The sequence below is a fragment of the Streptomyces sp. NPDC044106 genome (assembly GCF_056433985.1).
Map to the genome: position 1 here is coordinate 13,817 of NZ_JBWKFZ010000022.1, position 26,581 is coordinate 40,397.

A 26,581-nucleotide genomic window follows, 5' to 3' on the forward strand; every position below is an offset into this window, starting at 1 on the left:
TCACCCCATGTGGACGGGTGCCGCGCCTTCGGTCATCTCCTGCTTTCCGGCGGTGATGGCCAGGCCGGTGACGAGCAGGCCGGCCAGGAACATGATGCCCGCGCCGACGAAGGCCAGGGTGTAGCCGTGCGTCAGCGCATCGGCCGCCCTGGCCACCAGGCCGTGGTCGTCGGTGGCGAGGCCCCGGTAGAAGGAGGCGGCCGCGTCGGGGAGCCGGTCGTTGGCCGCCGAGGTGGAAACGGTGGCCAGTACGGCGAGGCCCAGGGCGCCGCCGATCTGCTGGGCGGTGTTCAGGAGCGCGGAGGCTATGCCGGTCTCCTGGTGGTCGACCCCGCTGACCGCGCCCAGCGTCATCGGCACGAAGCCCATGCCCAGGCCGAGCGCGGTGACGAACATCGCGGGCATCAGATGTCCGGCGTACGACGAGTCGGGGGTGAGCGTGGCGAACCAGAACATGCCCGCGGCGGCCACCAGCAGACCGGGTCCCGCGATCGCCCGGGGAGCGAGGCGGGTGACCAGCTTGGCGCTGAGGGCGGCCGCGACACCCATGCCGAGGCTGAACGGCAGGTTGGCGAAGCCGGTCCTGACCGCGCTGTAGCCGAGGATCAGCTGCATGTAGAGGGTGAGGAAGTAGAAGGTGGCCATCATGCCGGCGCCGATGAACAGCATCGTGGCGTAGGAACCCGAGCGGTTGCGGTCCTTGAAGAGTCGCAGCGGCATCATCGGGTCCGCCGCGCGGCTCTGGATGACCAGGAAGGCGCTGAGCAGGACGGCTGCGACGGCGAAGCAGGTCAGGGTCAGGCCGTTGGTCCAGCCGTGTTCGCCGCCGCGCGTGATGCCGTAGACGAGGGCGATCAGGCCGCCCGTGCCGGTGACGGTGCCCGGAAGGTCGAGGCGGCCCCGGTGCCGCTCGGCCTCGACGAGCGTCCTGGTCCCGGCGAGCACGGCGAGGCCGATGGGGATGTTCACGAAGAACACCCACCGCCAGTCGAGGGCGTCGGTGAGGACGCCGCCGAGCAGCAGGCCGACGGTGGCGCCGATCCCGGCCATCGCGGCGTAGACACCCATGGCCTTGTTGCGCGGTTTGCCCTCGGGGAACGTCGTGGCGATCAGCGACAGGGCGCTGGGGGCCGCGATCGCAGCGCCGACGCCCTGGAGGATGCGCGCGCCGATGAGCAGGCCCTCGTTCGGGGCGAGCCCGCCGAGCAGCGATGCCAGGGTGAACACGGCGATGCCCACCTGGAACATCCGGCGCCGTCCGAAGAGGTCCCCGGCCCGCCCGCCGACCAGCAGCAGCCCGCCGAAGGCCAGCGCGTAGGAGTTGACGATCCAGGCCAGATTGGCGTCGGACACGTCCAGCGCGGTCTGGATGCTGGGCAGCGCGATGTTGGTGATCGTGCCGTCGAGCACCACCATCAGCTGGGCGGCGGCGATCACGAAGAGGGCCAGACCGAGGTGACGGCCGCCGGGCGGGGCGCCGGACGTGTCCGCCGGCGCGGGGGAGATGACAGCGGGGCTGTCAGTAGACATGAAAGAGCTCCAGAACGAGGCGTGGACACATTTCGCCGGAACGGGAAACGGGTGTGGAAGGTCGGCTTCCATTCCGGTGTGAGAGGGCCATGGTGTACCGCTGCGGAAAGCAGGGGAAAGCGGATCAGCCCTGGACGACGAGAAAGCCTAACACCCAATAGTCGCTGGTAGAGGCCTCGGATAGGCGGCTTTCTTACCGCCCGTCAATGGACTTGACTTTTCCGTCCGCTTCCTAGGCTATCGACTTCCGGCGGTTTATCGATTTCACTTGCATTTTCGTTCTGGTTGTGAGCAATGGCGGCAGGAGGGGTGGAGGATTCTGTGCTCACACTTTTCGCGTGGAGGCAAATTGGCCTACGTCCCCGGCCCCGTCCCCGTTCCGCTTCCGCTGCTCGTCCCCGTGGCCGGGCCACCACGCGGCATGGCCGATGAGGGCCGTCAGCGCCGGCGTGAAGATCAGCGCCATGACGAACGCGGCGATGACGATGCCGAAGGAGAGCGAGAAACCCATCTGGGAGAGCGTGGAGTTGCCCGCGAGCATCAGCGTCGCGAACGTACCCGCGAGGATCACGCCCGCGGAACCGATCGTCGGCCCCGAGTGGCGTACCGCCGTGCCCGCCGCGTCGTGCGGGTTGCGGCCCTCGCGGGCCTCCTCGCGCAGCCTCGACACCATGAGGATGTTGTAGTCGGTGCCGAGCGCCACCACGAACAAGTACATGATCACCGGCAGCATGAACATCAGGCCGGGCTGGTCGCCGATCCGCTGGAAGAGCAACGAGGTCGCGCCGAGGGTCGCGCCGAAGCCGAGCGCGACCGACAGCATCAGGTACCAGGGCGCCACCAGGCTGCGCAGCAGCAGGCCGAGGATCACCATGATGGCCAGCGCCGCCACCGGGAAGACGACCGAATAGTCGCGGTCCACCGCCTTGTTGATGTCGACGTAGACCGCCGTGGTGCCGCCGACGAGTCCTCGCGTCCCGGCCGGCGCGTCCTTGTGGGCGGCGGGCCGCAGCCGGTCCTTGACGGTCGAGAGCGCCTTGTCGGAGGCGGGCGGGTCGGCGAGGATCACGGAGTACGAGGCCGTCGTACGGTCAGGGCTGAGGCGCGGGGGCGCGACCTCACCGACCCCGCCGACGCCGGAGAGCCGCTCGCGGAAGGCGGCGGCCGCGGACTGGCTGACGGGGCGGTCGGTCGTGGACGTCAGATAGACGGAGGTCGGGTCCGTGGTGCCCGCGGGAAAGCCCTTCTGGAGGTCGTCCAGCGCGGCCATCGACTCCTTGCCCTTCGGCAGCGAGGATCCCGCCAGGTCGAAGTTGGCCTTGTAGCCGAGGGCGCCGAGCGTGAGCGCGCCCATGAACAGCGCGGAGACCAGCGCCCAGACGGCGGGCTTGCGGGCGATGGACGTCCCGAGTCTGGTGAACCCCGTGCCGTGCGGCTCCTGTTGCCAGGACTTGGACGGCCAGAACACCTTCGTGCCGAGGAGCGAGACCACCGCGGGGACGAGGGTGAGGCCGGCGAGCAGTGTCACGAACACGGCGATGGCCAGGGCCGGGCCCATCGACCGCAGCATGCCGAGCGAGGACAGCGTCAGCGCGGCGAAGGCGACGATGACGGCGCCCGCGGCCGACGTGATGGCCTCGCCGACCCGCTCGACGGCGTACACCATGCCGTGCTTGGGATCCTCGCCCGCGCGCAGCGCCTCCCGGTAGCGGAAGAGCAGGAACAGGATGTAGTCCGTGCCGACGCCGAACAGGACGACGGTCAGGAGTTGCTGGATGGAGGAGTCCGCCTTCATGTCGAAGGCCTTGTTGGCGGAGGCGATCAGGCCGGTCGCCATCGGCGAGATCAGACCGATGAGGACCACGGGCAGCAGCGCGATGATGGGGCTGCGGAAGATGACGAGCAGCAGCACGATGATGATGACGATCGTGCCGGCGCCGACGAGCAGGCCCGCCCGCTCGGACGCGTCGCTCTGGTCGAGCGCCTGCGCTGCGGAGCCGGTGATTCCGGCCGACAGGTCCGTGCCCCTCAACTCCGGCTTCAGACCGGCCCGCAGCTCTTTCACCGCGTCCTGCTGCGCGGTGTCCTCGGGGTCGGTGAGCTTCGGCATCGCGACAGCCGAGGTCTGCACGAGCCCGTTGGGCGAGACCCCGCTCACCACGACGGCCTGCACCTGGGGAATCTTCCGGTCCTGCAGATCCTTGGAGACGCGTCTGACGTCGGCGGAGTCGGCGGCCGTCAGCTTCCCGCCGTCGGAGCGCTGGAAGACGATGATCGCGCCGATGTTCCGCTGCCGGGGGAAGTCCCTCTCCTGCACATCGGCGGCGCGAATGGACTCGTAGTGGTGGGGGAGGAAACTCGCCTCGTCGCTGCTGGAGGTGAGCTTCGGCGCCAGTGAGATCACCGCGCCGGCCGCGACCACCCACGCCAGAATGATCCACCAAGGGCGGCGCACCACGAATCGGCCCAGTGCAGAGAACATCGGCTACTGCCTCTCCTCGCCCCCGAGGCACATCAGTCGTGTTCCGCCCAGCATCGGCCGGACCGGGCGGCCCCGCCACTCGAACCACCGGATTCCGGTCGTTCGCGTTCCGGCGGGGCGCCCGGCGCCGCCTCAGAAGTTGATCATGTGTCCGGCCAGGCCGTGCACCGCTTCCTTGACGGCCTCGCCCAGGGTCGGGTGCGCGTGGACGTTGCGCGCCACCTCGTGGACGGTGAGGTCCCACTGCTGGGCCAGGGTGAGCTCGGGCAGCAGCTCGGTCACGTCGGGGCCGATCAGGTGGGCACCGATGATCTCGCCGTGCGTGTCATCGCTGATGATCTTCACGAAGCCGACGGTGTCGCCCAGGCCGTGCGCCTTGCCGTTCGCCTGGAAGGGGAACTTCGCGACCTTGACGTCGAAGCCCTTCTCCTTGGCCTGCGCCTCCGTCCAGCCGAAGCTGGCGATCTGCGGCTGCGAGTACGTCGCGCGCGGGATCATCGGGTAGTCGAGTTCCATCGTCTCGGCGTCCGCGAGCGTCTCCGCGGCGACGACGCCCATGGCCTCGGCGGTGTGCGCCAGCATCAGCTTCGCGGTGACGTCGCCGATGGCGTAGATGTGCGGGACGTTCGTACGGCAACGGCCGTCGACGTCGATCGCGCCGCGCTCGGTGAGCGCCACGCCCGTCGCCTCGAGACCGAAGCCGGTGACGTTCGGCGCGAAACCGATCGCCTGGAGGACCTTGTCGGCCTCCAGGACCTGCTCCTTGCCGTCCTTGCCCGTGACCGTCACCCGGACCTGCTCGCCGGACTCGTCGATCGACTCGACGCGGGTCGAGGTCATGACGTCGATGCCGAGCTTGCGGTACTGCTTGGCCAGCTCCTTGGAGACGTCCGTGTCCTCCAGCGGCGCGACACGGTCCAGGAACTCGACGATGGTGACCTTCACGCCGTAGTTGTGCAGGACGTACGCGAACTCGATGCCGATGGCGCCGGCGCCCGCGATCACGATGGAGCGCGGCAGCGTGTCGGCGAGGATCTGCTCCTCGTACGTCACGACCCGCTCGCTGCGGCTCGTGCCGGGCAGCAGACGCGGCGTGGCACCGGTGGCGATGATGCAGTTGTCGAAGCCGATCGTGGCGGTCGTGCCGTCGGACTTGGCGACCCGCAGCGTGTTCGCATCGAGGAAGGTGCCCCGGCCGTCGAACTCCGTGATGCCGTTCTTCTTCATCAGGAAGTGGACGCCCTTGACCCGGCCGTCCGCGACCGTGCGGCTGCGGCTGAACGCCTCGCCGTAGTCGAAGGACACCTGCCCGTCGACCTTGATGCCGTACGTCTTCTGCTCGTGCGTGAAGAGGTGGGCGAGCTCGGCGTTGCGCAGCAGCGCCTTCGTCGGGATGCAGCCGACGTTGAGGCAGACACCGCCCCAGTACTTCTCCTCGACGACTGCCACCCGCTTGCCCAGCTGGGCGGCGCGGATGGCGGCAACGTAGCCGCCGGGTCCTGCTCCGAGCACGACGACGTCGAAGCGGTCTTCCATGGGGAGGTCCTCTCTGGGTGGTACGGGTCCGGTGGTGCGGATGGCTCTCGCCACGATCATCCGTCATCCGGAGCGCCCGGGGGGCGGCGGGTGGGACACGCCACAGCGCGTACCGCTGCCCAGGACGCACACGGGGGTAGCGGCAACCGCCAACCGCCTTTCCCCGCAAGTGTGTTGGAGATTCGCCAGTAGGTTCACCCGAACGTGGATCACCGGATAGTGTCGCCGCAGGAACACGTTCCGTACATGTCGTGGGAGAGGTGGAGAACGCGCCGTGGAGAGTGAGAACCAGCCCGAGACGATGTCGATTCCCTATGACGTGCCGACCTCGGCGCGCGGTTACGGCTGGATGCTGGGCGGCAAGGACAACTACGAGGTGGACCGGAAGTTCATCCTCTCCACCGTGCCCTCGTTCCCCGAGGTCGTCGACATCGCCCGACAGAACCGCGAATTCCTCTTCCGCGTGGTGCGCTATCTGACGCGCGAGGCGGGCATCCGCCAGTTCATCGACATGGGCTGCGGACTGCCCACGGACGACAACGTCCACCAGGTCGCCCAGCGCTTCGCCCCCGACGCCCGCGTCGTCTATGTCGACAGCGATCCGATCGTTCTCGCGCACGGCCGCGCCCTGCTCGCCGACGACTCGTCCACGACGGTCATCATGGGTGACATGCGCGACCAGGAGGCGATCCTGGAACACCCCGACGTGGCGCGCCTCATCGACTTCGACGAGCCGGTCGCCGTGCTCTTCCTCTCCGTGGGGCACCACCTCACCGATGCCGACGACCCGGCCCGCATCCTGCGGACGATCATCGACCGCGCGGCGCCCGGCAGCCATCTGAGCTTCTCGCAGGTCGTCGCCGACGACCCGGAGCGCGGAGCGGCGATGACCGCGCACATCGCAGGCGGCGGCGTGCCCTGGCAGACCCGCACGCCCGCCGAGGTCGACGTACTGCTCGAAGGACTCGAACCGGTGGAGCCCGGCGTGGTCAACCTCGTCGACTGGCGCCCCGACCCCGACCAGCCGCCGCTCGCCCCGGTCCACCCCGACCTGGCCCCGTTCCTCGGCACGACCGAGTCCAGCAAGGGGATATACGAGTACGGGGGAGTGCTGCGCAAGCCCCGGCAGGAGCGACAGGCCTGAACCGGTGGCCGCCGGTCGCCACGGGCGCCGTCAGCGGACGGTTGACCCGCAGCGGCCGGCGCCCCACAATGACGACCATGATCCAGCACCTGACCGCCGCCGTACGGACGTTCAACGTCCCGTGGCGGCGCGGGTGCGAGCGATCGGGCCGCTAGCTGTACGGAGTCCCCGCTCCGCACGGCCGTCCGCCCGTTTCCGCCCTGTGAAGGATCACATCCCATGACTGCCGCACCGCAGACTCCGTTGCCCGCAGCTCTGCGCGAAGCCCGCGTCCCCGCCGACGGCATGTACGAGGGCCGCCGTACGCTGCGCCGCCTGCCCGACGACTGGCAGGAGCGCCCCTACGAACTCCTCGACGTCGTGCCGCAGGGCCGCGTCATCGGCGCCGAGATCCGTGGCGTCGACCTCGCGCGCCCCCTGACGCCCGCCCTGCGCGAGGAGCTGAACCGCGCCCTCCTCGAGTGGAAGGTCCTCTTCTTCCGCGGCGCCCGCATCACCTCCGAGCAGCAGCGCGCCTTCGCCCTCAACTGGGGCGACCTGGAGACCAACCCCCTGCTCGCCCGCGGCTCCGCCGACGACGTCGTCCGTTTCGACAAGGGCGGCAGCGCCACGCCCACCTACGAGAACGTCTGGCACGCGGACGTCACCTTCCGTGAACGCCCCGCGCTGGGCGCGGTGTTGCAGCTGCACGAGGTGCCGCCGTTCGGCGGGGACACGATGTGGGCGGACATGGCGGTCGCGTACGACAACCTTCCCGACCCCGTCAAGGCACGCGTCGACGGCGCGTACGCCGTGCACGACTTCATCCCCGGCTTCGCCCGCTTCTACGGTCCCGACAAGCTCGCCCCGCTCCAGGACCGCTTCCCCCCGGTCACTCACCCCGTGGTGCGCACGCACCCGGAGACCGGGCGGCGGATGCTCTTCGTCAACACCTCCTTCACCACGCACATCGTGGGCATGGACCGCGAGGAGAGCGACCGCCTGCTCGGCTACCTGGTGCGTCAGGCCCATGTGCCGGAGTACCAGGTGCGCTTCCACTGGCAGCGGGGCGACGTCGCCTTCTGGGACAACCGCGCCACCCAGCACTACGCCGTCGACGACTACGCCCCGCACCGCCGCGTCGCGGAGCGCGTCGCCATCGCGGGCGACCGACCGTACTGAGGATTGTCAGTGGTGGATGCGAGGGTGGTCGGCATGACACCACTGCGACTCACCGACATCGAGGCGGCGCTGCGCGGCAGTTGGGGCGCGGACACGGCCGACCCCGGCTCCGGCGAGAGCTGGCCCCCGGACAACCCCGAGAGGGACCAGTGCGGCGTCACCGCGCTCGTCCTGAACGACCTGCTGGGGGGCGAGCTGCTCCTGGGCGAGGTCCATGTCGACGGCGAGCGGACGGGGTACCACTGGTGGAACCGCCTGGCCTCGGGATGCGAGATCGACCTCACCCGCGGCCAGTTCCTGCCGGGGGAGACCGTCACGGACGGCGTCCCCGTCGTCCGGCCGCCGGAGATCCGCCGCTGCCGCCAGGAGTACGAGCTGCTGCGTGCCCGCGTCCTGAGCAGACTCGGCGAGCTGAACAGGGACAGCCGGATACCGGGCGCTCAGGCCACGTCGTAGCTGCGGGTGCGCGTGGGGGGAAACACTACGGCCCCCGGTGTCGCCCGACACCGGGGGCCGCCCCGCGTCCCGGCCGCCTTCCCCCACGAAAGGTCACCGGGACTCCCCTGAGTGTGGTTCAGGGTCTGGTCCCTCAGAAGGTCAGTGCGACACCCTCTCCGAGACCAGCCTTCATCTCACACCGGTTCGCGAAGGTCTTGGACCAGGCGACGTGCTTGCCGTTCCAGACGCCGGCCGCGGTCACCGTGACCGGCTGCCACTCCTTGGTACAGATGGCGTCGGACGAGGAGCCGACCAGCGCGGAGAACTGACCGTTGACCTGGTTCAGTTCGGCGCACGCGACCGCCGCCGCGGGGTGGCTGCCCCCGGGGCGCGGCGCGCAGGTGAGTGTCACGGCGCGCTCCACCGTGGCGGAGCCGGCGTCCTCGCCCTGGCCGACCGTGAACACCAGGGCTGACGGCGCGTAGAGGCTCATGGTCTTCGGGGCCTCGGCCTGCGCGGTGCCTGCTGTCGCGGCGAGGACGCAGGTGGCCGCTGCCGCGGCTGCTCCTACGGCCTTGAGGGTGCGACGCATGGTGGACTCTCCTTCGATCGATTCGGTTGGTGATGACTGCGGTGAGGAGTCTTACCGGTGCGGAGAGTGAATGCCATGCGGATGGTCGATTTCCGGATGTGCCGGTCCGGTGAGCGGTGTTAGTACGCCCGTTCGGGCAGCTCAGGAGCGGTGGAGGTGGCCCCGTACCACCTGTCCAGCATATGGACTTCTGGCAGTGGTATAACCAAGAACTATCCACTGACCTGCGGAAACCGCAAATTGGTTCAGGCTTCGACGATCTGCATCGACTGGAAATCATCGCTGAATACGTCATTTTTGTACGTATTGGTGCCGCGTCCGGCCCTCCGGCTGCCGTGTGTCGGCGGTCGCGCCCTCGGTGCTGATCAGTACGAGAGCCGCCTCGGGGCCGACCCCTAGCGCGGCGCGGCGGCCATCACTGCCCCGGCCGGTGAGTGCGGCGCGCACCCCGGCCAGGGCGGCGGCGCCGCACGGACCGGACGAGACTCCCAGGTCCGCCAGGTCGCGCGCGGCCGACATGCTGTCGGCGTCCGTGACGCCGACCGCCGCGTCGAGGCCGTCGCGGAGCACGGGCCAGGCGAGGGTGGAGGGCGTACCGCAGTTCAGCCCGGCCATGACCGTGACGTCGGTCGGCACGCTCGTGAGCCGTCCCGCGTGAAGGCTCTCCAGTACGCACGCCGCTCCCACCGGCTCCACCGACAGCAGGGACGGAGAGGCTCCACCGGACCGGGGGCCCGCGGTCCGTCCGCCGCGGTAGTGCGTGACGGCCGCCTGGGCGAGCGACCCCACCCCCACCGGGACGGCGACCAGGCTGGGCGACTCCACGCCCGCGGCGCCCAGTTGGGCGTCCACCTCGGTGAACAGGGTCGCGTACCCCTCGACGACCAGCGCCGGGATCTCCTCGTAGCCGTCCCACGCCATGTCCTGGACGAGCACCGCGCCGGGCGTCACGGCCGCGTCCTTCGCCGCCCGCACCGCCGCGTCGTACGACCCGGACACCCGCGTGACCTCTGCGCCCTCGCCCTCGATGGCGGTCACCGCCTCCGGGTGCACGCCGTCCGGGACGAAGACGTGCGCCCGCAGACCGAGCCGCCCGGCCGTGCGGGCCACGGCCCGGCCGTGATTGCCGTCGGTGGCGGTGACCAGTCGCAGCGGCCGGTTGTCGACGGTCCCTGACGCGTCGTTCGCGTCGCGCGTCAGGATGTGGTGGATCGCCCAGGAGGCGCCCAGCGCCTTGAAGGCGGGCAGGCCGAGGCGCGTCGACTCGTCCTTGACGAAGACCCTCGTCACCGACAACTCCCGTGCGAGCGCGGGTAGTTCGCGCAGTGCGGTCGGTGCGTACTCGGGCAGTGAAAGGTGGAAGTCCCGGGCGCCCGGCGGAGGCGGGGCGCACGTCCACGCGCGGGCGGCAGGCCGCGCGTACCAGGGGAGGGGGGAGGGGGATCCGGCCACGGAGTCAGTCGCTGGTGTGATCACGAAAACCAGCGTGCGGTCGGCCGGCGCTCCGGTCCAGGGCGAGGCGGCGGCGCGCCGGTCAGCCGCGCGAGAACGCCAGCACGGCCGCCAGGTTCATCGGCTGCCGTGTCGACACATAGACATACGGCGCGCCTCCCCAGGAGTTGCGCAACTCGATGCGCAGCGCGGTCGGGACGTAGGAACGCAGGAGCAGCAGCGCGTACGGATTCGCCCTGACCGTGCGCCACTCGAAGGCCTCGCGCTCGTCGAGGATCTCCGTCGTGCCGAGTGCCTCGATGGGAATGACCCGCTTGCCGATGACGAGGGAGCCCGGCGTCACGAGGATGCGCACACTGCCGTGTACGTGCACGATCGCGGCGGACACCGCGATGCCGACCGCGGCCACCGTGACCGCGGCGAACACGCCGAAAGGCATCGCCCCCACCGCCAACCCCGCCCCGCCGAGCGCGATCAGTCCCCACCAGGAGCGGGGCACGCTCAGCCGCTCTTCGTAGATGTGCATGACCGCATCCTGGCAGGCAGTCCCCCCGCCTCGGGCAGGGGGCTCCCGTGGCGCGCCCCTCTCCTGTGCGTCACCCGTCTCTCGCTGCCCGTGATTTTTGCTCGCGCGTGCTGCCCATGGGTACCGAGAGGCAACTCATGGCCATCGTTTTCCGTCATCGAAGGAGTAAGCGGGGCACATGAGTTCGTCCGTGCGCCCTGATGTGTGTGATGACGAGGAGGACCACGTTGAGAGGTGTCGCACGCGTGGCGACCACGGCCTTGGCGGTGCTCGCGCTCGCGGCGGTCTCGCCGGGCGCAGCGCAGGCCGGGCCGACCGCCGGCTCCCCGCCTCCCGCGCCCGCGTCGGCCGGGAGTGACGGCAAGGGCCTGCCGGAGGGCTGGCGGCTGACCGGTGAGGGCGCGGGCGAACAGCTCGTGTGGGCCTCGCCCGACCCCGTGCCCATGGGGGACGCTCGGATCGAGTTCTACTCGGGCGACAAGCTCCTCGGCCACCCCGTGGCCGCGCGGGACCGACGCTCGTTCCGGCTGCCGCTGAACGGCGCGCGCCTCGGTGACGCCAAGAAGCTGAAGGTACTTGCGGCAGGACGCCGCCTGGACGAGGCCGGGGCCGACGAGCGGTCGCGCGGTCGCCTCGCCGCGCCGCCGACGGGCTCCGCGGCGCTTCCGCCCGCGAACAAGGTCGACCCCGGAGTCCCGGGCCGCTACCGCACTGTCACGGGTGAGTACGCGCTCAAGTCGGTACGCCTGCCCGGGTTCCCGGCCCCGGTGGAGATGCGGGCCAAGGTGGTCGGCCCCGCCGACGCGCCCGGCAAGCGGCCGCTGGCCCTCTTCCTGCACGGCCGCCACTACACCTGCTACGGCGCGGGGGACGGGGAGGGCATGGGCTGGCCCTGCACGGGCGGTACGAAGCCGGTGCCGAGCCACGCGGGCTACCTGCGCGCCCAGAAGCTCCTGGCCTCGCAGGGGTACGTCACGGTGTCCATCGCCGCCAACGGCATCAACGGCCAGGACGACGTCGCCGAGGACGGTGGCGCGCAGGCCCGTTCGTCGCTGGTGCGGCTGCACCTCGCCCGCTGGGCACAGTGGGCCGACAAGCGGTCGACCGCCCCGGCCGCGGTGCGCGCCGTCGCACCGGCGGACCTGTCCCGCGTCCTCCTCGTCGGACACTCCCGGGGTGGCGAAGGCGTCAACCGCGCCGCGCTGGACAGCCTCTACCGACCGCCCGCCGACCAGGACGGGTACCGCGGACCGGTGCGCTGGAAGATACGCGGCAACGTCCTGATAGGCCCCACCGTCTTCGGGCAGAACCCGGTCCCCGACGTCCCCTCCACGACGATCCTGCCGGGCTGCGACGGCGACGTGTCCGATCTGCAGGGCGAGATCTACGTCGACGGCACGCGCGGCGTCAGCCGCGGCGCCGCCCTGCACAGCGCCGCCTACGTGGTCGGCGCCAACCACAACTTCTTCAACAGCGAGTGGACCCCGGGGCAGGCCAGCGCGCCCGCCGAGGACGACTTCTCCTCCGAGGGCGGGTCCGACCCGGTCTGCTCGAAGGGCACCGCGACCCGGCTGACCGCCTCGCAGCAGCAGGCCGCCGGCGCCACCTACATAGCCGCGGCGGCCCGGCTGTTCGTCGCGGGCGACGACCGGGTGCGTCCCCTCCTCGACGGCTCGGACCGGCGTGCCCCCTCGGCGGGCCCCGCGCGGGTGCTGACCCACGCCGTCGGCGCGCACCGCACGGGGGCGCTGCTGCCGGACTCCTCGACGAAGGTCACGGGCGGCCGGGTGTGCGCCCAGGTGGCCGCGGACGCGGCCCACGCCTGCCTGCCTGACGGGGCGTCCGGGTCCTCACCGCACTTCGCCCGCTGGGAGGTCGCCCCGGAACCGGGCCGTGACGCCGTGGCCATGAGCTGGTCGCGGGCGGGTTCACCGGTGCGAGTGAGTCCGGCGCGCCCGGTCTCCCTGGCGAAGGCCAAGGACGTGGCGCTGCGGGTGATCGTTCCGCCCAACACCACGGGGACCCGCCTCGACGTGTCCCTCGTCGACGCCTCGGGCCGACGGGCGAAGCTCGGCGGGGTCCGGGTCGACGGACTGCCGGGCAGCGACCGGACCGCTTCCTACTGGGGGCGCGAGGTCCGGGTACCGCTGTCGGCGGCGGTCCGGGGCAAGCTGGACCTCAAGCACGTGAAGTCCCTCGAACTCACCCCGCGCACCGGCTCCGGCAAGGCGTGGCTGATGGACGCCTGGGGCTGGCGCCCCGGCACCCCCGCGGTGCGGCCCGCCGAGCTGCCGCGGGTCGACGTCGGCCGACTGACCGTCGAGGAAGGCGACTCGGGCGTGCGCACCTACCGCGTGCCGGTGTCCGTCTCGGGCAAGGGCAGCGGCCAGGTCCGGCTCTTCCCGCTCGACCCCGCCGACGGCGGGGCGGCGCCCCGCACGGTGACGGTGCGTGCGGGTGAGCGTGTCGACGTGCCGGTCGAGGTGCGCGGCAACACCCGCTGGGGCTCCGACGTCGCACACGACACGCTCGTCAAGGCGGTGCGCGGCGCGGTCGTCGGCTCCCACCACGGCGGGGTGACGGCCCGGAACGACGACCCGATGCCGAAGGTCACGCTGAAGCCCGTCGCGGACCGGGTCACCGAGGGCAAGCCGCTGACCTGGCGCATGACGCTGTCCGAGCCCGTCGATCTGGACGTGACGGCCAGCCTCTCCTTCCAACCGGTCGAAAGCGGCAAGGAGTTGTCCACCCTGGACATGGACCCGCGCTGGCTGAAGGAGCAGTTCGGTGTGTCGCCGCGTCCGGAGCGGCCGCTGTCCAAGGTGGGGAACGGCCCGGACGGGGGCCTGTTCCTGACCGTGCCGGCGGGGAAGAAGAGCGCCGAGGTGCGCGTACCCACCGTCAAGGACCGGGTGCGGGAACCGGCCGAATCCCTGAAGGCCCAGCTCTACGTCTACAACGAGAGGTGGGAGGCACAGCCGGGCCCGGTGGTCACCGGAACGGTGCGGGACGCCTCGTAGCGCCTGCCGAAGAGCGGTCGACCCGGCGCCTCCGCCTCGGGTCGACCGCTCCACCACTTGGGTAAGCGGCAATTTCCAGTCGTCATGATTGCTGCCCCGGGTCAGGGCAGCGGTCGCGCCTCGACTTCGTCCTCCGGTACCGCGTAACCGGGCACGGACGGCCACCGAACGGTCAGCACCACCGACTCCTCCTCCGCGATCCACGAGTGGTCGACCCCGCGCCCCCACACGACGTAATCGCCCTGCTGCTCCAGAAGTACGCTGCGGCCGGGGAGTTCCACGCGGAAGCGGCCGCTGATGAGGACCAGGAGGGCCGTGCGTTCCTCGCCCTCCACCCACCGCAAGCGCTCATCGCCTTTGGGGTGAACACCCCACTTGATCTCCACGGCCTCGCTGTGCCGCGGATCGCCGGGTTCCTTGAAATGCCCCAGGACCCAGCCCCGGTCGAGTGCGGCATCCTTGCCCGCGTTGCCCACATACACGCTGTCGTTCACGTGGCCGGACGCTAGCAGCCGCTCCCCACGCCGACTTCCGCGAGCCGACCGACCGCCTCAAGCCGGGGCATAATACTCCGCCGGTCGATGGCCGAAGTCGCCCCCCGTGACGCCGCGGCTCCGGCCGGGCATGTTTGCATATGTTCATGATCGTTAACGCACGGGAAACATTCGAGCCGCGGACGTACGTGGACCAGATCCTGGAGCACTGGCACGAGGACGAGGACGCCGAGGCGCTCGTCCAGGGTGCGCAGCGGCTGACCCGGGGGCAGGCTCGGCGGCGGCTGTTCAGCCTGGGGCACGCCCTTCGTCGGCAGGGGCTCGGGCCCGGCGACGGAGTGGGACTGTTCCTGGCCAACCGCGTGGACTCCGTCCTGGTGCAGCTCGCGGTCCATCTCATCGGCTGCCGCGTCGTGTTCCTGCCGCCGGAGCCGGGGCCGGGCGAACTCGCCGCGCTGGTCGAGCAGTCCAGGGCGCGCGCCGTGGTCACCGACCCGCTCTTCGCCGACCGGGCGGCCGACGCGGCCGGCCGCAGCGTCCACGCACCCGTGCTGCTCAGCCTCGGCCCCTGTGCACAGCGGTGCACGGACCTGCTGGCCGTGGCGGCCGAGTGCCCCACGGAACGCCCCGAGGGCGTGCCCGCCCCCGAGCCGGACGAGGCCGTCACCGTCCTCTACACCGGCGGCACCCTGGGACGCCCCAAGCTCGCCGCGCACAGCCACCGGCTCTACGACGTGCTGACACACCTGGTGGGGGACGGCTCGGAGGGCTCAGGCCCCTCGGTCTTCCCTGCCATGTCCGAGGGCACGGACCGAGTGCTCGCCGCGACGCTGCTCACCCACGGCAGCGGCCATCTCACCTCGCTGCAGGCGCTGGTGACGGGTTCCGTCCTCGTCGTGCTCCCCGAGTTCGAGGCGGGCGCGGCGCTCCAGGTGCTGCGCGACGAGCGGATCACCGCCACCATGTTCGTACCGCCCATGCTGTACGCGCTGCTCGACCACCCGGAGTGCGTCCCCGGCGCACTTCCCGACCTGCGCCGGATCGCCGTCGGCGGCGCGGCCTCCTCGCCCAGCCGCCTGCAGCAGACGGTCGAGCTCTTCGGCCCCGTACTCAGCCAGGGCTACGGGCAGTCGGAGGCGCTCGGCATCGCCGCGTACGGCGCCGAGGAGATCGCCTGGGCGGGCGCCGAGCGGCCCGAGCTCTGGCGCAGCTGCGGTCGCGCCATCGCCGACGTCCAGATCGAGATCCGGGGCGAGGGTAGCACGGAGGCGCTGCCCGCCAGGCAGGTCGGCGAGGTGTGCGTCCGGGGCGAGACGGTCATGCTCGGCTACTACGAGGACCCCGAGCGCACCGCGGAGGCGCTGCGCGACGGCTGGCTGCGCACCGGCGACATGGGCTACCTCGACGCCGACGGGTATCTCTACCTCGTCGACCGGGCCAAGGACATCATCGTCACCGGCAGCACCAGCGACAACGTCTACTCCCGCGTCCTTGAGGACTTCCTGCTCACGCTGCCCGGTGTGCGCAACGCTGCGGCGCTGGGCGTGCCGGACGAGGAGTACGGCGAGGCCGTGCAGATCTTCCTGGCCACGGCCGAGGACGCCGACGTGGACCCGGACGCGGTCGGCGCGGCGGTGACCGCCGAGCTGGGCGAGCTGTACACGCCCCGCAAGACGGTCCTGCTCGACCGGCTGCCGACGACGAAGGTCGGCAAGGTGGACAAGAAGGCGCTGCGCGCAGCGTGGACGGGCGGGGCCCTGCAGACGCGCTAGTTCTCCCGGTCGTACACCGGCCCCCGGCCTTCGGTCACCGCCAGAACTCCCGGAGCGCGACGACGAGTGCTTCGGGCGCCTCCTCGGCGATGTGGTGCCCGGAGGCGATGGGGCCGCCCTCCAGCCGGCCGCCCGCCCAGTCGCGCCAGACGCCCAGCACGTCACCGTAGAGGTCGGTCATGTCGTCGCGGGTGGCCCACAGCACCTGTAGGGGACAGTCGACGCGCCGGCCGGCCCGCCGGTCGGCGTCGTCGTGCTCCCGGTCGATGCCGAGACCGGCCCGGTAGTCCTCGCACATCGCGTGCACGGTGGCCGGGTCGTGGATCGCGCGCCGGTAGTCCTCGTACGCTTCGGCGCCCATCTGCTCGCGGGTGGCCTTGTACCAGGCGTCGGGGTCGGCGTTGATGACGCGTTCGGCGGGCTTGTCGGTCTGGCCGAGGAAGAACCAGTGCCACCAACTCGCGGCGAACGCGGCGTCGCAGCGTCGCAGCGCCTCCCAGATGGGGACGGCGTCGAGCACACTGAGGGCGGACACGGCCCCGGGATGGTCAAGGGCGAGACGGGTGGCCACGTACGCGCCCCGGTCGTGCCCGACGACGGCGAACCGTTCGTGCCCGAGGCGGCGCATGAGCGCCAGGCAGTCGTCGGCCATGGCGCGCTTGGAGTACGGGCGGTGCAGCTCGTCGGTCGGCGGCTTGTCCGACTCGCCGTAGCCCCGCAGGTCGGGGCAGACCACGGTGTGGCCGGCCGCGGCCAGCGGCGGGGCCACGCGGTGCCAGGTCGCGTGCGTGCGCGGATGACCGTGCAGAAGCAGCACCGGCGGGCCGCTGCCGCCGTGACGCACCCTCAGGCGAACGCCGTCGCCCTCACACCGCATCAACTCGAAGCCGTCGAACACGCAGCCTCCTGCATCTCAGACGTCTGCATCTCAGACGTCTGCATCTCAGACGTCTACACGTCAGACGTCTGCATCTCAGACGTCTACACGTCAGACGTCTGCACGTCAGACGTCTGCGTCTCAGACACCCGCACCTCAGACATCCACACGTCAGACACCCGCACCTCAGACATCTACACGTCAGACGTCTGCACCTCAGACGTCCATACCTCAGACAACTTCCCCGCCGGCGCCGACGCCAGCGCCTCTGACGCCACTGCCGTCAACATTCCGGCCCGTCTGCCCCGGAGTGCTCCCTCCATACCTCGGCGCCCGCTCGCTCGGCCCCGCGAAATGCAGTCGAGCCCCGGTCGCGGAGTTCGTAAGGTTCTGCCATGCCCACGCCTGTAACCACCCCCGACATCCAGCTCCTTCGCCCCGACCACGCGCCCGCGCTGCTCTCCTTCGAGGAGACGAACCGCGCCTACTTCGCCGCTTCGGTGCCCGACCGCACAGACGCCTACTTCCGCGACTTCGACGACCGCCTGCGCGCGCTCATCGCCGAACAGGACGCCGGGATCTGCTACTTCCACGTGCTGGTGGGAGACGGCGGTGAGGTCGTCGGGCGGGTCAACCTGGTCGACGTGGCGGACGGCCGCGCCGACCTCGGCTACCGGATCGCGGAGAAGGCCGCGGGCCGGGGCCTGGCCACCTGGGCCGTCCGACAGGTCTGCGAACTTGCCGTCACCACCTACGGGCTGGCGGGACTGCGCGCCGCGACGACGCACGACAACCCGGCCTCCCAAGCCGTGCTGGCCCGCACCGGCTTCGAGCCGGTCGGCGAGGTCCGGCTCTCCGGTAGCCCCGGGATCAGCTACGCCCTGACGTTCTGACGCGCGCGCGGCCCGGGGATCAGTCGGTGCGCGGCCGCGACTCGTGCAGCCGCGTGTGATAGCGGCCCTCCGACTCGTACCCCGTGGGGTCCGCGCCCGCGAGGATCACCTGACGGACGGCGTCGCGACGTTCCTCGGGGCTGGTGAACAGGCGCTGCGCATAGGTCCGCGAGGAGTCCGTCACCGTGGTGAGGCCGTGTGCGGCCAGGGTCTCGGCGATACGGTCGTAGGGCACGGTCCGCAGCACGAACGCACTCACCCACACCGGCTCCCGCGCGCAGCCCAGCAGGGCGTCGAAGGTGCGGTGCGAGATGTAGCCGATACCGCCGGTGACCGTGATCAGGCCGGTGCGGGCGACCGCGCGGCGCAGCCCGTCGCTGGGCGGATGCCGCTCCAGGTTCTCGGCGTACGCCTCGTCGAGCAGTCCCGCGTCGAGTGCGTAGCGGGTGGCGTTCTCCGCCATGTCGAGACCGATGACCGGGGTGGCGTCGGGGCGGCGCCGTGAGGCGTAGAACTCCTTGTCGCGCTCGACGAGTTCGTGCGGAGTGAGGGCCGCCGCCTCGTCGCAGGTGTAGTGCGCGTACAGGTCGGCGAGGGTCAGATCGTGGTTGAGCAGCGCCGCGTTGATGCCGTACGAGCAGCACAGGTCGAGGACGGTCACGGGGCCCTCGCCGCCGGACCGCTGCCGGGCCCGCAGGTCGCGGGTGCGGCGGAACACGGCCTGGGCGTGCTGCGGGATCTCGTACTCGTAGGGCGCCAGCGTCCGGAAGTAGGCGCGCGGGTCCGGCTGGTCGTAGATGTCGTCGAATCGGGTCTTGCCCGATGCGGTCCTTGTCCTGTTCCGGTCTGTGGCCATGGGGCACCTCCGGGAGCGAAGAACGGGTCTGGGGCGAAAGTGCACCTCTACCCGACCCGTACCGCCCCCCGGTAGACCTCCTGGCGCTATCCGGCCACGTCGCCGCCCGGGCGGAGACCCGCGCGGCCGTCCCCCTGGCTACCCTGGAGCCGATGTTCACCTCCCAGGGTCCCACGCTGCGTGAGCTCGCCGTTCAGGCGCTGTCGTCCACCGAGCACGGGTACGACCTGCTCGCCCCCAAGTTCGACCACACCCCCTTTCGTACGCCTGGCCGGTTCCTGGCGGCGACCGCCGACGTGCTGTGCCCCTTGGGACCCTTCGACGCGGGCCTCGACGTCTGCTGCGGGACCGGCGCGGGCGTCGGGGCGCTGCTGCCGCTGTGCCGCGAACGGATCACCGGTGTGGACTTCAGCGCGGGGATGCTGGCCGCCGCGGCACAGGCGGTGCCCGAGCCCGGCCCCGGCGGCCCCGCGGTCGACTGGGTGCGCGCCGACGCCCGCGCCCTTCCCTTCACCGGGGGCTACGACCTGGCCGTCAGCTTCGGGGCGTTCGGCCACTTCCTGCCCGCCGAGCGGCCCGCCCTGTTCGCCGGCGTCCACCGGGCACTGCGCCCCGGCGGCCTCTTCGCCTTCCCGATCGGCGCGCCGCAGGGCTTCACCTCTCGCTGGTACTGGGCGTTGCGCGGTTTCGACGGCGTGATGCGCGTGCGCAACCTGCTGTGGCGCCCGCGGTTCGTCATGTACTACCGGACGTTCCCGCTCGGCGGTGTGCGGGCGGATCTCGTCGACGCGGGGTTCGACGTGCGGCTGCGGCCCCTGGAGGAGTTCGGGCGGCGCGCCGACGGGGCTCCCCACTGGCGCCTCGTGGTGGCGCGAAAGATGTAGGACGGGCCCCGGCCGTGTACCGGCCGGATCTCGCCCGTGCTTCCGGGCCCGTGCTTCCGCGCCCGTGCTTCCGGGGCCGCTACACCTTGCCGTCGGCCGCCGCCTCCAGCGCGGCGGCGTCCAGCTTCTTCATGCCGAGCATCGCCTGCATGGCGCGCTGGGACCGCTCGGGGTCCGGGTCGGTGATGAGCTCGCCGAGCACGGCCGGTACGACCTGCCACGACAGGCCGTACTTGTCCTTCAGCCATCCGCAGGGCCCTTCTTCGCCGCCCTCGGAGAGCTTCGTCCAGTAGTGGTCGACCTCTGCCTGGTCGGCGCAGTCGATGTGGAAGGAGACGGCCTCGTTGAAGGTGAAGTCAGGGCCGCCGTTGATCGCCGTGTAGGACTGCCCGTCCAGCACGAACTCCACTGTCAGGACGGTGCCGGCCGGGCGTGGGGCGCCTTCTCCGTAGTAGGAGACCTTCTTGATCTCAGAGTTCGGGAAGACCGAGACGTAGAACTGGGCGGCCTCCTCGCTCTGCAGGTCGAACCAGAGGTTGGGCGTGATCCTGGGCATGATGCTCTCCTGTCGCGTACGCGCGGTCCTGCCCGCGTTCTCCATGTCCGGCTATGTGGCTCTGCCTATGTGGTTCTGCCTATGTGGACCGTCGCGGTGCCCGGAACTCATCGCCCCGTGCCGACCGGATCGCGTCATCCGCCCGTCAGCGGAGCTCGCGCACGCGCGGCTCCCGTTCGAGCACGATGCCGAAGTGCTGCTCGTACGCCGCGAGCACCTCGGCCTCCGTGGTCAGCTCGGTGGTCTGCCGTTCGCCGGCCACGGTGGTCGTCAGGTTGCGGCCGCTGAGGGTGATCCGGCCGGTGCCGGTCAGGCGGGAACAGACCAGGGACTGCGTGAAGTGGGAGTCGGGCGACGTGCGGTGGTACCAGGCGCCGACCTTGAAATCGGTCAGGGCGCGCGGCCTCGGCTCGGCGAGGTACTGCGGCTTGCCGTCCCGGGAGACCGCCAGATCGCCCTCGGGAGTCTCCGTGACGCGGAACGTGCCGTCCGGGTCCGCCTGCTCGCCCCGGTCGCCGAAGGCCAGCGGCAGTTGGCTGTGCGCCCCGAAGCCGACATCCGCCAGCCAGTCGCCGCCGTCCTCGGTGCGTACGCGCAGCGCCAGATGGTCGTAGGGGATGCCGGGCTGCCCCGCGTCGTCGTACACCCGGGCCTGCAGCAGCGCGACGTCGAAACCGAGGCTCGTCAGCAGGGCGGCGAACGCGCCGTTGAGTTCGTAGCAGAAGCCGCCTCGGCGCGCGTCCACGACCTTCGACACCAGTGCCTTGTCGCTGAGTTCGATGTCCTCGTCCAGGTGGATCGAGAGGTTCTCGAAGGGAACGCCGCGCAGGTGTGCCAGGTGCAGGTCGTGCAGGGCCCGCGAGGTGGGGGCGACGGGCCGGTCGGCGCCGATGCGCCGCAGGTACGCGTCGATCTGTTCGGTGTCCATGGAGACCAGTGTGGCGGGGCGGCGGGGAACCCGGCTCGGGCCTCGGACGGCGCCCGCGCCCTCCGTCGGTCCTAGGACTCCGGAACGAGTCAACCGGACGACGAGAACAGGCCATCGGCCGTTCACGCCGTCGCCCGGCACCGATAACGATGCGTGAATGATGCAGGTAAATCGCCGAAGGCGCCGGACGGCAAAAAGGGAATGGGCAATTCCGCGCCAATGATGAAGAAATCATTGACACGTGACTGCACCCTGTGAACTAGAAAAGGAGATCGGCCCTCCTCCCATGGGATGACTTCGCGCACGGTGCACTACAACGGCCGTGGGCCGATAGTCCGGCTCGCAGGCGGACTTGTTCCGCGCAATCGGCAGTGAGGATGGAGAGGAATCCTGCTGAACACCCTGACGTGCGCCGATCACGGCGGAAGAGGGGCGTTCCTGCTGCCGAACCCGACGGGAGTCCCCTTCGCCGTGGCTACGTTCCTGTACAAACTAGGCCGCCTCGCCTTCCGGCGGCGCCGCTATGTGGCGCTGCTCTGGGTAGTGGCGCTGGCGGGGGCCATCTTCGCCTCCTCGGCCGCCCCCGCCCCGCCCGAGGACTCCTTCTCGATGCCGGGTACGGAGTCGCAGAAGGCCTTCGACCTGCTGGAGAAGCGCTTCCCCGACGCCAGCGCCGAAGGAGCGAGCGCCCGCGTAGTGATCCGCGCCCCCGAAGGGGAGAAGATCGACTCGGCCAAGCCCAAGGCCGAGGTCGAGAAGCTCGTCGCGGCGATAGGCAAGGGCCCGCAGGTGTCGAGCGTCGACGACCCCTACAAGGCCCAGACCGTCAGCAAGGACGGCTCCACCGCCTACACCTCGGTCACCTACAAGGTGGCGGCCACCGAGCTGACCGACAAGGCGCGTGACGCGCTGACCGACGCGACCGACAAGACCCGCGACGCGGGCTTTACGGTGGAGACCGGCGGCGACGCCGTCATGGCCGAACAGGAGATGGGCGGCAGCGCCGAACTCATCGGCATCGCGATCTCCGCGGTCGTCCTGATCCTGACCTTCGGTTCGCTGGTCGCCGCGGGCATGCCGCTCCTCACCGCGCTCATCGGCGTCGGCATCGGCATCTCCGGCATCGCGGCGCTCGGCAGCACTCTCGACCTCTCCGCCACGACCTCCACGCTCGCGATGATGATCGGCCTCGCCGTCGGCATCGACTACGCCCTCTTCATCGTCTCCCGCTTCCGAGCGGAGATCACCGAGGGCCGGACCCCGGAGGAAGCGGCGGGCCGGGCCACCGGAACCGCGGGCTCCGCCGTGGTCTTCGCCGGACTGACCGTCGTCGTCGCCCTCTCGGGCCTCTCGATCGTCAACATCCCCATCCTCACCAAGATGGGCCTGGCCGCGGCAGGCACCGTCGTGATCGCCGTCCTCATCGCGCTCACCATGATCCCCGCGCTGCTCGGCTTCGCCGGCCGCAAGGTGCTGCGCCGCAAGGACCGCAAGAAGTCCGCGAGCGAACTGGCCGACCCGAACGCCAAGCCGAAGCTCGGCACCCGCTGGGCCCGCTTCGTGCTGCGCCACCCGCTCGCCGTGCTCATGGTCGCCGTCATCGGCCTCGGCGCCGTGGCCGTCCCGGCCGCCAGCCTGGAACTCGGTCTGCCGGACGAGGGCACGTCGGCGCCGGACACCACGCAGCGCAAGGCGTACGACATGCTGTCCGAGTCCTTCGGCGCCGGCTTCAACGGCCCGCTGATGGTCACCGTCAGCAAGGACTCCGGCGTGGCGGCCGCCGCCAAGACCGTCGGCGACTCCATCGGCAAGATCAAGGGCGTCGCGACCGTCACCCCGGCCCAGGCCAACAAGGCCGGCGACACCGCCATCATGAACGTCGTCCCGAAGACCGGGCCGAGCGACCACGAGACCGAGGAACTGGTCAAGTCGATCCGCTCGACCGCCGACGGCATCGGATCCGACACCGGCTCCGAGATCCTGGTCACCGGCCAGACCGCGATGACCATCGACTTCTCGCAGACCCTGGACGACGCCCTCCTGCCCTACCTCGGCCTGGTCGTCGGACTCGCCTTCCTGCTCCTGATGCTCGTCTTCCGCTCGGTCCTCGTCCCGCTCAAGGCGGCGCTCGGCTTCCTGCTCTCGGTGGCCGCCGCGCTCGGCGCCGTGGTCGCGGTCTTCCAGTGGGGCTGGCTCGCGGACATCGTGGGCGTCGACCAGCCCGGCCCGATCATGAGCATGATGCCGATCTTCATGATCGGCGTGGTCTTCGGCCTGGCGATGGACTACGAGGTCTTCCTCGTGACGCGGATGCGCGAGGCGTACGTCCACGGGGCGAACTCCGGGGAGTCGGTCGTCACCGGCTTCACCCACGGCGGACGGGTCGTGGCCGCGGCCGCGATCATCATGATCAGCGTCTTCTCCGGCTTCATCATGGAGAACGACGACATGATCAAGATGATGGGCTTCGGTCTCGCCGTCGCCGTCCTCTTCGACGCCTTCGTCGTCCGCATGGCGATCGTGCCCGCGGTCCTCGCCCTGCTCGGCAAGTCCGCCTGGTGGCTGCCGCGCTGGCTGGACAGGCTGCTGCCCAACGTGGACGTGGAGGGCGAGAAGCTGCACAAGAACCTCGGCGACACGGGGTGGCCCGAGGCCGACGAGAAGGACCGCGAGCTCGCCCCCGTGAGCAGGTAGGACCGCACCGTCGAGGACGGGCGTGCCGGTCAAGTACGGGCGGGCCGGTCGGGACATCCCTTCAGAGGGAGTGCCCCGACCGGCCCGCCCGTCTTGGCGGTCCACGTAGACCATCCGGACCTGACCTGACCAGGGGCTAAGGGCATCGGCTCACCGTTGGCGCGGGTGAACGTGGTGCGGCACCGCCCCGTGCGCCCCGGACCTCCTCCGTCGGCGAGAATCATGTGCATGGCAGCGCTGAGCGAGATCCTCCCCGTGGAAGCCGTGCTCCTCGACGCCCCGGCGGCCGACTGGCGCGAGGCCGTCCGGCGCGCCGGTGACCTGATGGTCGCGACGGGCGCCGCCACGGACGCGTACACCGCGGAGATGATCCAGAACGTCCTGGACAACGGTCCCTACATCGTCATCGCGCCCGGACTCGCCTTCGCCCACGCCCGGCCCTCGGCCGCCGTCCTGCGCACCGGCATGTCCTGGGTGCGGCTCGCGGCTCCGGTGGCGTTCGGGCACGAGGCCAACGACCCGGTCGGGCTGGTCGTCGGTCTCGCCGCCGAGGAGGCGTCCGAACACACCGCCGCGATGGGCGGCCTGGCCAGGATGCTCGCCGACCCCGGGACGGCGCGCGCACTGCGGGAAGCGGCGACCCCGCAGGCGGTGCGCGCCATCCTCGTAGGCGGGGGAGCGCAGGCGGGAGCGCGGCAGGAAGAGGACGCGGGGTCGCGGCAGGATGCGGCGCGTGGCGGAGAGCCGCACAAGATCCTGACGGTGTGCGGCAACGGGGTCGGTACGAGTCTCTTCCTCAAGCAGACGCTCGAAGGCGTCCTGGACCACTGGGGGTGGAGCCGGTACGTCACCGTCGAGGCGACCGACACCATCTCGGCCAAGGGCAAGGCCAACGAGGCCGTCGCCATCCTCACCTCGCGGGAGATCGCCGGGGCCCTCGGTGACGTGGGCGTACCGGTGAAGGTCGTCGAGGACTTCACCAGCGCGGCCGAGGCCGACCGCGTGCTCAGGGACACCTACGACGTATGAGGATCACCTACGTCGTCTGAGGGACATCTACGACGTCTGAGGGGCACCTGCGACGTCTGACGGCCCGGCCCCCGGGCAAGGAGAACCACCATGGACCGGCTCGTGTCGATCGCCGAGTTTCTCGTCAACGAGATCCTCAGCCAACCCGCCTACCTCATCGGCCTCATCACGGCCGCGGGCCTGATCGCGCTGCGGAAGCCGACCGGGCAGGTCGTCGGCGGCGCCATCAAGGCGACGCTCGGCTTCCTGCTCATCGGGGCGGGCGCCACGCTCGTCGTCGGCGCCCTCGCCCCGCTCGGCGAGATGATCCAGGGCGCGACCGGAGCGCACGGCGTGATCCCCACCAACGAGGCGATCGTCGGCATCGCGCAGCAGGAGTACGGCGCCCGCGTCGCCTGGCTGATGATCCTCGGGTTCGCCATCAGCCTGGCCCTCGCCCGCTTCACCCCCCTGCGCTACGTGTTCCTGACCGGGCATCACATGCTGTTCATGGCGACCCTGCTGACGATGGTCCTGGCCGTCGCGGGCCGGCCGTCATGGGTCGTGGTCGTCGTCGGCGGAGTCCTGCTCGGCATCCTGCTGGTGGCCCTGCCCGCCTTCGCACACCCCTGGACCAAGCGCGTCACCGGCAACGACAGCGTCGCGATCGGCCACTTCGGGACGGCCGGGTACATCGCGGCGGGCGCGACAGGGCAGTTGGTGGGCAGGCGCAGTCGCAGCACCGAGGAGATGAACCTCCCCGAAGGGCTGCGCTTCCTGCGCGACTCGATGGTGGCGACCGCCCTGTCGATGGTGCTGATCTACGTGATCATGTCCCTGGTCTTCCTCGGGAAGGTGGGAAAGGAGGAGGCGTTCAAGGCGTTCGGCGAGCACGGGGCCGCGGGCGCGAGCGGTGTCGGCGACTACGTCATGCAGTCGGTCATGCAGGGCCTGCAGTTCGGCATCGCCGTCGCCGTGATCCTCTTCGGTGTCCGCACGATCCTCGGTGAACTCGTCCCCGCCTTCCAGGGCATCGCCCGCAAACTGGTGCCCGGCGCGGTGCCCTCCCTCGACGCGCCCATCGTCTTCCCCTATGCACAGAACGCCGTCCTGGTCGGCTTCATCGCCAGCTTCACCGGCGGTCTTGTCAGCCTCGGCCTGCTCGCCTGGGTCTTCCACCCGGCCTTCGGCCTCGCCCTCGTCCTGCCCGGCCTCGTCCCGCACTTCTTCACCGGCGGCGCGGCGGGCGTCTACGGCAACGCGACCGGCGGCCGTCGCGGCGCGGCCCTCGGCGCCTTCGTCAACGGCGTCCTCATCACCCTCCTGCCCGCCCTCCTCCTGAAGGTCCTCGGCGCCTTCGGCGAGGAGAACACGACCTTCGGCGACGCCGACTTCGGCTGGTTCGGCACGCTCACCGGCTACGCGGCCAAGACGGGCGGGACCGGCGGAGTCGTCCTGATGCTGCTGCTCGGCGCGGCGGTCCTGCTCGGCGCGGTCGTCTTCCAGAAGCGCGTCGTGGAGACCGGCTGGGACCCCGGAGCCCACCGCGACGCCCTGCTCCCCGCGCACAGGGCGGGCTTGCCGTCGGCGACCGGGACCGCCGCGGGTTCACCCGTTGCGTACGCGAAGATCGCGCCTCCGCGCGGTGCCCCGAAGCCGCCCCCGCCCCCGGACGACCGGCCCTGAGCAATGCCCGTGTACAGCCTCTGAACAGGGGCGCACGCGGTGGTACACGCGC

General features: G+C 70.8%; 21 protein-coding genes. 10 read left to right on the forward strand and 11 right to left on the reverse strand.

Annotated elements, in window-relative coordinates:
• The 3 genes from AC07DI_RS31755 to lpdA all read right to left on the reverse strand — a co-directional run bounded on the left by AC07DI_RS31755 (position 1) and on the right by lpdA (position 5,548).
• Positions 1-1,530, reverse strand: a complete 1,530-nt coding sequence (locus AC07DI_RS31755) for an MFS transporter (protein ID WP_478907834.1) — start codon at positions 1,528-1,530, stop codon at positions 1-3.
• Positions 1,531-1,855: 325 nt separating this feature from the next.
• Positions 1,856-4,012, reverse strand: a complete 2,157-nt coding sequence (locus AC07DI_RS31760) for an MMPL family transporter (RefSeq protein ID WP_478907836.1) — start codon at positions 4,010-4,012, stop codon at positions 1,856-1,858.
• 132 nt (positions 4,013-4,144) lie between these two features.
• Complete coding sequence (gene lpdA / locus AC07DI_RS31765; RefSeq protein ID WP_478907838.1) at positions 4,145-5,548, reverse strand: dihydrolipoyl dehydrogenase; 1,404 nt, start codon at positions 5,546-5,548, stop codon at positions 4,145-4,147.
• A gap of 274 nt (positions 5,549-5,822) precedes the next feature.
• Between lpdA and AC07DI_RS31770 the strand changes: the two genes are divergently transcribed.
• The 3 genes from AC07DI_RS31770 (at position 5,823) to AC07DI_RS31780 (ending at position 8,309) form a co-directional block, all read left to right on the forward strand.
• Positions 5,823-6,692, forward strand: coding sequence for an SAM-dependent methyltransferase (locus AC07DI_RS31770; RefSeq protein WP_384252648.1), 870 nt, complete (start codon positions 5,823-5,825; stop codon positions 6,690-6,692).
• A 285-nt stretch (positions 6,693-6,977) separates the two neighbouring features.
• Positions 6,978-7,853, forward strand: a complete 876-nt coding sequence (locus AC07DI_RS31775; RefSeq protein WP_478907971.1) for a TauD/TfdA dioxygenase family protein — start codon at positions 6,978-6,980, stop codon at positions 7,851-7,853.
• A 33-nt stretch (positions 7,854-7,886) separates the two neighbouring features.
• On the forward strand, positions 7,887-8,309 hold the full coding sequence (locus AC07DI_RS31780; RefSeq protein WP_384252645.1) for a YunG family protein: 423 nt from the start codon (positions 7,887-7,889) through the stop codon (positions 8,307-8,309).
• A gap of 133 nt (positions 8,310-8,442) precedes the next feature.
• Here AC07DI_RS31780 and AC07DI_RS31785 read toward each other — a convergent pair whose 3' ends face one another.
• The 3 genes from AC07DI_RS31785 to AC07DI_RS31795 form a co-directional block, all read right to left on the reverse strand.
• Entirely contained in the window at positions 8,443-8,883 is a 441-nt protein-coding gene (locus AC07DI_RS31785) for a subtilase-type protease inhibitor (RefSeq protein ID WP_478907841.1), read from the reverse strand.
• Between the two features lie 291 nt (positions 8,884-9,174).
• On the reverse strand, positions 9,175-10,359 hold the full coding sequence (locus AC07DI_RS31790) for a diaminopropionate ammonia-lyase (RefSeq protein ID WP_478907843.1): 1,185 nt from the start codon (positions 10,357-10,359) through the stop codon (positions 9,175-9,177).
• Between the two features lie 58 nt (positions 10,360-10,417).
• Positions 10,418-10,861 (reverse strand): DUF3093 domain-containing protein, encoded by a 444-nt coding sequence (locus AC07DI_RS31795; protein ID WP_384252640.1) that lies wholly within the window; start codon positions 10,859-10,861, stop codon positions 10,418-10,420.
• A gap of 209 nt (positions 10,862-11,070) precedes the next feature.
• Between AC07DI_RS31795 and AC07DI_RS31800 the strand changes: the two genes are divergently transcribed.
• Positions 11,071-13,881 (forward strand): alpha/beta hydrolase, encoded by a 2,811-nt coding sequence (locus tag AC07DI_RS31800; protein ID WP_478907845.1) that lies wholly within the window; start codon positions 11,071-11,073, stop codon positions 13,879-13,881.
• A 101-nt stretch (positions 13,882-13,982) separates the two neighbouring features.
• Here the strand turns inward: AC07DI_RS31800 and AC07DI_RS31805 are convergent, their stop codons facing one another.
• Positions 13,983-14,375: a cupin domain-containing protein gene (locus AC07DI_RS31805; RefSeq protein WP_478907847.1), complete on the reverse strand. Its 393-nt coding sequence runs from the start codon at positions 14,373-14,375 to the stop codon at positions 13,983-13,985.
• Between the two features lie 146 nt (positions 14,376-14,521).
• Between AC07DI_RS31805 and AC07DI_RS31810 the strand changes: the two genes are divergently transcribed.
• Positions 14,522-16,147 carry a class I adenylate-forming enzyme family protein gene (locus AC07DI_RS31810; protein WP_478907849.1) on the forward strand — a complete coding sequence of 542 codons (1,626 nt, stop codon included), beginning with the start codon at positions 14,522-14,524 and terminating at the stop codon, positions 16,145-16,147.
• 34 nt (positions 16,148-16,181) lie between these two features.
• On the opposite strand, the gene AC07DI_RS31815 is transcribed toward AC07DI_RS31810, so the two are convergent.
• Positions 16,182-17,045 (reverse strand): alpha/beta fold hydrolase, encoded by an 864-nt coding sequence (locus AC07DI_RS31815; RefSeq protein ID WP_478907851.1) that lies wholly within the window; start codon positions 17,043-17,045, stop codon positions 16,182-16,184.
• A gap of 374 nt (positions 17,046-17,419) precedes the next feature.
• Between AC07DI_RS31815 and AC07DI_RS31820 the strand changes: the two genes are divergently transcribed.
• Positions 17,420-17,917, forward strand: a complete 498-nt coding sequence (locus AC07DI_RS31820; RefSeq protein WP_478907853.1) for a GNAT family N-acetyltransferase — start codon at positions 17,420-17,422, stop codon at positions 17,915-17,917.
• A 19-nt stretch (positions 17,918-17,936) separates the two neighbouring features.
• Here AC07DI_RS31820 and AC07DI_RS31825 read toward each other — a convergent pair whose 3' ends face one another.
• On the reverse strand, positions 17,937-18,773 hold the full coding sequence (locus AC07DI_RS31825; RefSeq protein WP_478907855.1) for a hypothetical protein: 837 nt from the start codon (positions 18,771-18,773) through the stop codon (positions 17,937-17,939).
• Positions 18,774-18,925: 152 nt separating this feature from the next.
• On the opposite strand from AC07DI_RS31825, the gene AC07DI_RS31830 reads away from it, so the two are divergent.
• On the forward strand, positions 18,926-19,657 hold the full coding sequence (locus AC07DI_RS31830) for a class I SAM-dependent methyltransferase (protein ID WP_478907856.1): 732 nt from the start codon (positions 18,926-18,928) through the stop codon (positions 19,655-19,657).
• A 79-nt stretch (positions 19,658-19,736) separates the two neighbouring features.
• Here the strand turns inward: AC07DI_RS31830 and AC07DI_RS31835 are convergent, their stop codons facing one another.
• Both AC07DI_RS31835 and AC07DI_RS31840 read right to left on the reverse strand, forming a co-directional pair.
• On the reverse strand, positions 19,737-20,213 hold the full coding sequence (locus tag AC07DI_RS31835; protein WP_478907858.1) for a VOC family protein: 477 nt from the start codon (positions 20,211-20,213) through the stop codon (positions 19,737-19,739).
• A 145-nt stretch (positions 20,214-20,358) separates the two neighbouring features.
• Entirely contained in the window at positions 20,359-21,141 is a 783-nt protein-coding gene (locus AC07DI_RS31840; protein WP_478907860.1) for an arylamine N-acetyltransferase family protein, read from the reverse strand.
• 471 nt (positions 21,142-21,612) lie between these two features.
• Here AC07DI_RS31840 and AC07DI_RS31845 point away from each other — a divergent pair, with 471 nt between their 5' ends.
• The 3 genes from AC07DI_RS31845 (at position 21,613) to AC07DI_RS31855 (ending at position 26,529) form a co-directional block, all read left to right on the forward strand.
• Complete coding sequence (locus tag AC07DI_RS31845; protein ID WP_384252612.1) at positions 21,613-23,835, forward strand: MMPL family transporter; 2,223 nt, start codon at positions 21,613-21,615, stop codon at positions 23,833-23,835.
• A 228-nt stretch (positions 23,836-24,063) separates the two neighbouring features.
• On the forward strand, positions 24,064-24,864 hold the full coding sequence (locus AC07DI_RS31850; protein ID WP_478907862.1) for a PTS sugar transporter subunit IIAB: 801 nt from the start codon (positions 24,064-24,066) through the stop codon (positions 24,862-24,864).
• Between the two features lie 90 nt (positions 24,865-24,954).
• Positions 24,955-26,529: a PTS ascorbate transporter subunit IIC gene (locus tag AC07DI_RS31855; protein WP_478907864.1), complete on the forward strand. Its 1,575-nt coding sequence runs from the start codon at positions 24,955-24,957 to the stop codon at positions 26,527-26,529.
• Positions 26,530-26,581: the final 52 nt, after the last annotated feature.

Excerpts from the sequence above, each read along its gene's own strand:
- AC07DI_RS31780 (WP_384252645.1), top strand. The coding sequence starts at position 7,887 with ATGACACCACTGCGACTCACCGACATCGAGGCGGCGCTGCGCGGCAGT.
- AC07DI_RS31840 (WP_478907860.1), bottom strand. The coding sequence starts at position 21,141 with ATGGACACCGAACAGATCGACGCGTACCTGCGGCGCATCGGCGCCGAC.
- AC07DI_RS31760 (WP_478907836.1), bottom strand. The coding sequence starts at position 4,012 with ATGTTCTCTGCACTGGGCCGATTCGTGGTGCGCCGCCCTTGGTGGATC.
- AC07DI_RS31835 (WP_478907858.1), bottom strand. The coding sequence starts at position 20,213 with ATGCCCAGGATCACGCCCAACCTCTGGTTCGACCTGCAGAGCGAGGAG.
- AC07DI_RS31810 (WP_478907849.1), top strand. The coding sequence starts at position 14,522 with ATGATCGTTAACGCACGGGAAACATTCGAGCCGCGGACGTACGTGGAC.
- AC07DI_RS31820 (WP_478907853.1), top strand. The coding sequence starts at position 17,420 with ATGCCCACGCCTGTAACCACCCCCGACATCCAGCTCCTTCGCCCCGAC.
- AC07DI_RS31785 (WP_478907841.1), bottom strand. The coding sequence starts at position 8,883 with ATGCGTCGCACCCTCAAGGCCGTAGGAGCAGCCGCGGCAGCGGCCACC.
- AC07DI_RS31755 (WP_478907834.1), bottom strand. The coding sequence starts at position 1,530 with ATGTCTACTGACAGCCCCGCTGTCATCTCCCCCGCGCCGGCGGACACG.
- AC07DI_RS31795 (WP_384252640.1), bottom strand. The coding sequence starts at position 10,861 with ATGCACATCTACGAAGAGCGGCTGAGCGTGCCCCGCTCCTGGTGGGGA.
- AC07DI_RS31800 (WP_478907845.1), top strand. The coding sequence starts at position 11,071 with ATGACGAGGAGGACCACGTTGAGAGGTGTCGCACGCGTGGCGACCACG.
- lpdA (WP_478907838.1), bottom strand. The coding sequence starts at position 5,548 with ATGGAAGACCGCTTCGACGTCGTCGTGCTCGGAGCAGGACCCGGCGGC.
- AC07DI_RS31850 (WP_478907862.1), top strand. The coding sequence starts at position 24,064 with ATGGCAGCGCTGAGCGAGATCCTCCCCGTGGAAGCCGTGCTCCTCGAC.
- AC07DI_RS31855 (WP_478907864.1), top strand. The coding sequence starts at position 24,955 with ATGGACCGGCTCGTGTCGATCGCCGAGTTTCTCGTCAACGAGATCCTC.
- AC07DI_RS31830 (WP_478907856.1), top strand. The coding sequence starts at position 18,926 with ATGTTCACCTCCCAGGGTCCCACGCTGCGTGAGCTCGCCGTTCAGGCG.
- AC07DI_RS31825 (WP_478907855.1), bottom strand. The coding sequence starts at position 18,773 with ATGGCCACAGACCGGAACAGGACAAGGACCGCATCGGGCAAGACCCGA.
- AC07DI_RS31775 (WP_478907971.1), top strand. The coding sequence starts at position 6,978 with ATGTACGAGGGCCGCCGTACGCTGCGCCGCCTGCCCGACGACTGGCAG.